This window comes from Polaromonas sp. P1_E3, from assembly GCF_056405935.1.
The window spans coordinates 1-3,795 of the sequence record NZ_JBFUBD010000271.1 but is presented as its reverse complement, the minus strand read 5'-3'; the positions used below and the strand labels follow the sequence as shown (position 1 = coordinate 3,795).

The following is a 3,795-nucleotide window of genomic DNA, read 5'->3' as shown; positions in this document are numbered from 1 at the left end:
GCTGGTGCCCGTGACCTTTTTCATGGCGCCGGTCCCTGCCGTGGCCGCCATCGTGACGGCGACCGCCATGGCGATTTTTTCGGGCGATATTCCCGGCTGCCTGCTGCGGATTCCGGGCACCCCGGCATCTGCTGCCTATACCGACGAAGCTTTCGCATTGACGCGCAAAGGCCAGGCGGAGCTTGCGTTGGGTGCCGGCCTGGTGTTTTCCGCGGTGGGCGGCCTGTTCGGTACCGTGGTGCTGATTCTTGCCGCACCGGCCCTGGCTGATTTCGCCATCCGCTTCAGCTCATTCGAATATTTCTGGCTGGTCTTGCTGGGCCTGACCTGCGCAGTTTTCATTACTTCTGACCGGCCGCTCAAAGGAGTGATCTCACTTCTGCTAGGCCTGATGGTGGCCTGTGTCGGTCTCAATAACCCGGGCGGCTACCCCCGCTTCACGTTCGGCAACGCCGAGATGACGGGCGGCATCGGCATGATCTCCATGATGATCGGGATGTTTGCGATCTCCGAAATCATCCGCTATGTGGTGGACACCAGCCCGCCGGCCGAACTGGTGGTGGACCAGGTGGGCAATGTGTTGAAAGGGCAGTGGCAGCTGGCCAAAAAATACCCGGTGCAGATACTGCGGGGCAGCGTGCTGGGCACCGCGGTGGGCGCGTTGCCCGGTGCGGGCGCCGACATTGCCGCATGGATGTCTTATGCCATGAGCAAGAAATTTTCCAAAGAACCCGAAAAATTCGGCACCGGCCATGTGGAAGGCATCGTGGAGTCGGGGTCGGCCAACAACAGCGCGCTGGCGGGCGCGTGGATTCCCGCGCTGGTGTTCGGTATTCCGGGCGATTCAATCACGGCCATCGTGATCGGTGTGCTCTATATGAAAAACATGAATCCCGGGCCGACGCTTTTTACCACCAACCCGCAGAACATCTACGCCATTTTCCTGATCTTCATCCTGGCCAACATCATCATGATTCCCCTGGGCATCCTGTGTATCAAGGCATCCAAGAAAATCCTCAAGGTACCGCGCAACATCCTCATGCCGGTCATCCTGCTGTTTTGCATTGTGGGCACCTTTGCCATCAACAATTCAGCCTTTGAGATTACCGTGATGCTGGTGGCGGGCCTGATCGCCTATCTGCTGGAAGAGAATAATTTCCCCATCGCACCCGCCATTCTGGGTGTGGTGCTGGGCGGCATGCTTGAGGAAAACTTCATCACTTCCATGATCAAGTCGGACGGCAACGTCATGGCGTTTGTCAGCCGGCCGATTGCCGCGTGCCTGGCCGTGGTGACGGTGCTGGTCTGGACCTTGCCCCTGGTGTTGCGCCAGTTACGCCAGAGGCGGCAGCTGGCCTGACTGCCTTTCGCGGCAGCTTGGGTACGCTTCAGTGGGTGGCAACAGGCTCAGTCACGCCGAGCTTGATGGCCCAGCTTGACAGGGAAGGCAGGATGGACGGATACAGCTCCACACCGCCCTGTTTCTGCTTGTCAGCCAGCGCAACGCCTTTTTCTCCTGGTGTACGCACGGCAGAACCCTCGTGAGCGGGGCGTGATGCGCGGCAAGCGTCGGCCACATGGCCGGTCTGACGCGTGAAGGCATCCAGGCCTGCAAAAGCGCGCGGGTCAATCACCTGTAAAAACACCGTCGCGCCCCAGCCTTCCTTCGCGTCGGCACGGCCGTGGCCGGCCAGGCCACCCGTGAGGGCCTCCACCAGCAAGGTGAGTCCGTAGCCTTTGTGGCCCGAATCCATGCCACCAAGCGGCAGGATGGTGCCCTTGGGTTCGTCGAACAGCACCGACGGGTTGTCGCTGGCCGCACCGTGGCCGTCCATGACCCAGGCGGCGGGCAGGCGCTTGCCCTCCTTGTGCAGCCGGTTGGTCATGCCGTTCGTCGTGGCTGAAGTCGATACGTCCATCAGCACCGGGACGCTGCCGGTGGGGATGCCGGCCGAAATCGGGTTGGGCGTGAACACAGGGTCCAGCCCGCCGAACGGCGCAACGCTGGCGGTGTTCGGGTCCGAGCAGGTCAGGATCATCATCAGTCCCCGGTCGGTGGCGCGCTTGAGGTAGGCGGCCAGGCAGGCGATATGGTGGCTGCGGCGAATGACCACCGTGCAGGTGCCTTGGGCGGCGGCGCGCTCACTGGCCAGCGCCATGGCTTCAAGAACCAGCCACGGCCCGGGCAGGCGGCGGCCGTCCCAGGTCACCGCCGCAGGATGGTCAGCCAGGGTGGTGGGTGTGCCGAGTTTTTGCATCGCGCCGGACTCCAGCTCCGCCAGGTAGCCCGGCAGCAGGGCGAGCCCATGGGTGTTGTGGCCCATCAGGTCTCCCTGGACCAGTATGTCGGCCACGGCAGCAGCTTTGTCGTGCTCCAGGCCGGCGGCGCTCAGCAGGGTGTGGGCGTAGTGGATCAGGTCGTGATGGGCATATCGCATGGATTGTCTCGGCGGTTGTCTCAATGTTGTTGCTGTGGCGCTCTGTTTTTGATAGCTGCTAGCGCCTGTCCTGTATGGGCTGGCCGTGCTTTTGTGCACATCCTCCCGCACAGGCTACATCAGGCCGGCCATCGCTATCCTCAACATTCTAGGGACGAACACGCATGGGCGCCTGCCGCTCAATGCGCCTGGCATTGAATCCAGCGGCCATAAAAAAAGCGGAAAGCTGGCCAAGACCCGCTTTCCGCCTGAGCCACCGAAGCCGGTGCCGGGGACCCTGTTTATGGATAAGCCGTCAATCAGCCCAGCTTGATGCTGCTGGGGTCTGCAGTGAGATAGCCGACAGCCGCGCCGAAGCGGTCTTTGTAGTTCGCGCGCACCAGTGGGTCCAGCGTGGCCTGCACCTTGCTGTGCAGTGAATTCCAGTCGCCCGCGTGCTGGAAGTTGCTCATGATGTAGGTCCAGCCGTTCAGGTCGTCCACCACATGCAGTCCGGTAGCCTCGGCGCCCGCGGGCATCGACATCAGGCGCGACAACTGTTTCGTGTCGACGTTGTAGGCCCAGATGAAATTGTTGACGTGCGAGCCGCTGTCTTCGCCGATGAAGAGGGTGCGCATTTTTTCCGAAAACTTGAGGTTGTCGGGGTTGGCGATTTTATTGGGGTCGGCCTTGTTGCCCAGCGCATCGGCAGCAATGTCTTCACCAACCAGCAGGGCCTTGGTGTGTACGGGCATCCATTCGCTGTCGATGGCGTTGCCGCCCAGGTCTTTTTGTCCGCCGGCCAGCTTGTGCGCCATCACACCGCCGGCGATCAGGGCCTTGTCCAGGGCAATGCCGCTGGCCGCGTTCCAGCCCTTGCCGGTCTTGACCATGGAGTCCTGGATGTTCTGCAGCGCCGAGTAGGCAACTTTGTCCTTGATATTGACCGTGGTGCCTTCCATTTTGGAAAAGCCCATGCTGCCGCCCATGAGGTAGGCGTAGCGGTGGGTTTCCAGGAAGGCTGCGGCTTTTTCCATGCCGGGCTTGATCTTGATCCAGTTGGCATTGCCGCCATAAAACACCTTGGTGAAGCTCGCATCACCAGGGTCTGTTTTCGAAACCGTCATGATGTCGGCGGGCTTGAGCGTGTCGGCCATCTTTTCGATTTCCGCGCTGGTGGCATGGCCCAGCTTGATCCAGGAAATCTTCGCACCTTCAGCGGCCGGGTCGACCGAGAAACCGGTACCTAGCTTGCCCACATACAGCGTGCCCGACGAAAGGTCTTTCTCCCGATCGGCCACAAAGACAAAGAGGCCGCTGTTGGTGGCGTCGTCGCCCATCAGTACGGTGCGGTTGTCTGGCATGACCTGCACCAGTT

At 61.3% G+C, this 3,795-nt stretch carries 3 protein-coding genes; 1 reads left to right on the top strand and 2 read right to left on the bottom strand.

The annotated features are described in order from the left end of the window. Positions 1–1,360: tripartite tricarboxylate transporter permease (locus AC1D0Z_RS17585; RefSeq protein ID WP_477659492.1), on the top strand; the 1,360-nt coding region annotated here is incomplete at its 5' end. A 28-nt stretch (positions 1,361–1,388) separates the two neighbouring features. Here the strand turns inward: AC1D0Z_RS17585 and AC1D0Z_RS17580 are convergent. Together AC1D0Z_RS17580 and AC1D0Z_RS17575 are read right to left on the bottom strand one after the other, a co-directional pair. Continuing rightward, positions 1,389–2,438 carry an Ldh family oxidoreductase gene (locus tag AC1D0Z_RS17580; RefSeq protein ID WP_477659491.1) on the bottom strand — a complete coding sequence of 350 codons (1,050 nt, stop codon included), beginning with the start codon at positions 2,436–2,438 and terminating at the stop codon, positions 1,389–1,391. Positions 2,439–2,737: 299 nt separating this feature from the next. Next, a partial coding sequence (locus AC1D0Z_RS17575; protein WP_477659490.1) for a PhoX family protein occupies positions 2,738–3,795 on the bottom strand: 1,058 nt, incomplete at its 5' end.

Coding starts and splice junctions, on each gene's coding strand:
- AC1D0Z_RS17580 (WP_477659491.1), bottom strand. CDS start 2,438: ATGCGATATGCCCATCACGACCTGATCCACTACGCCCACACCCTGCTG.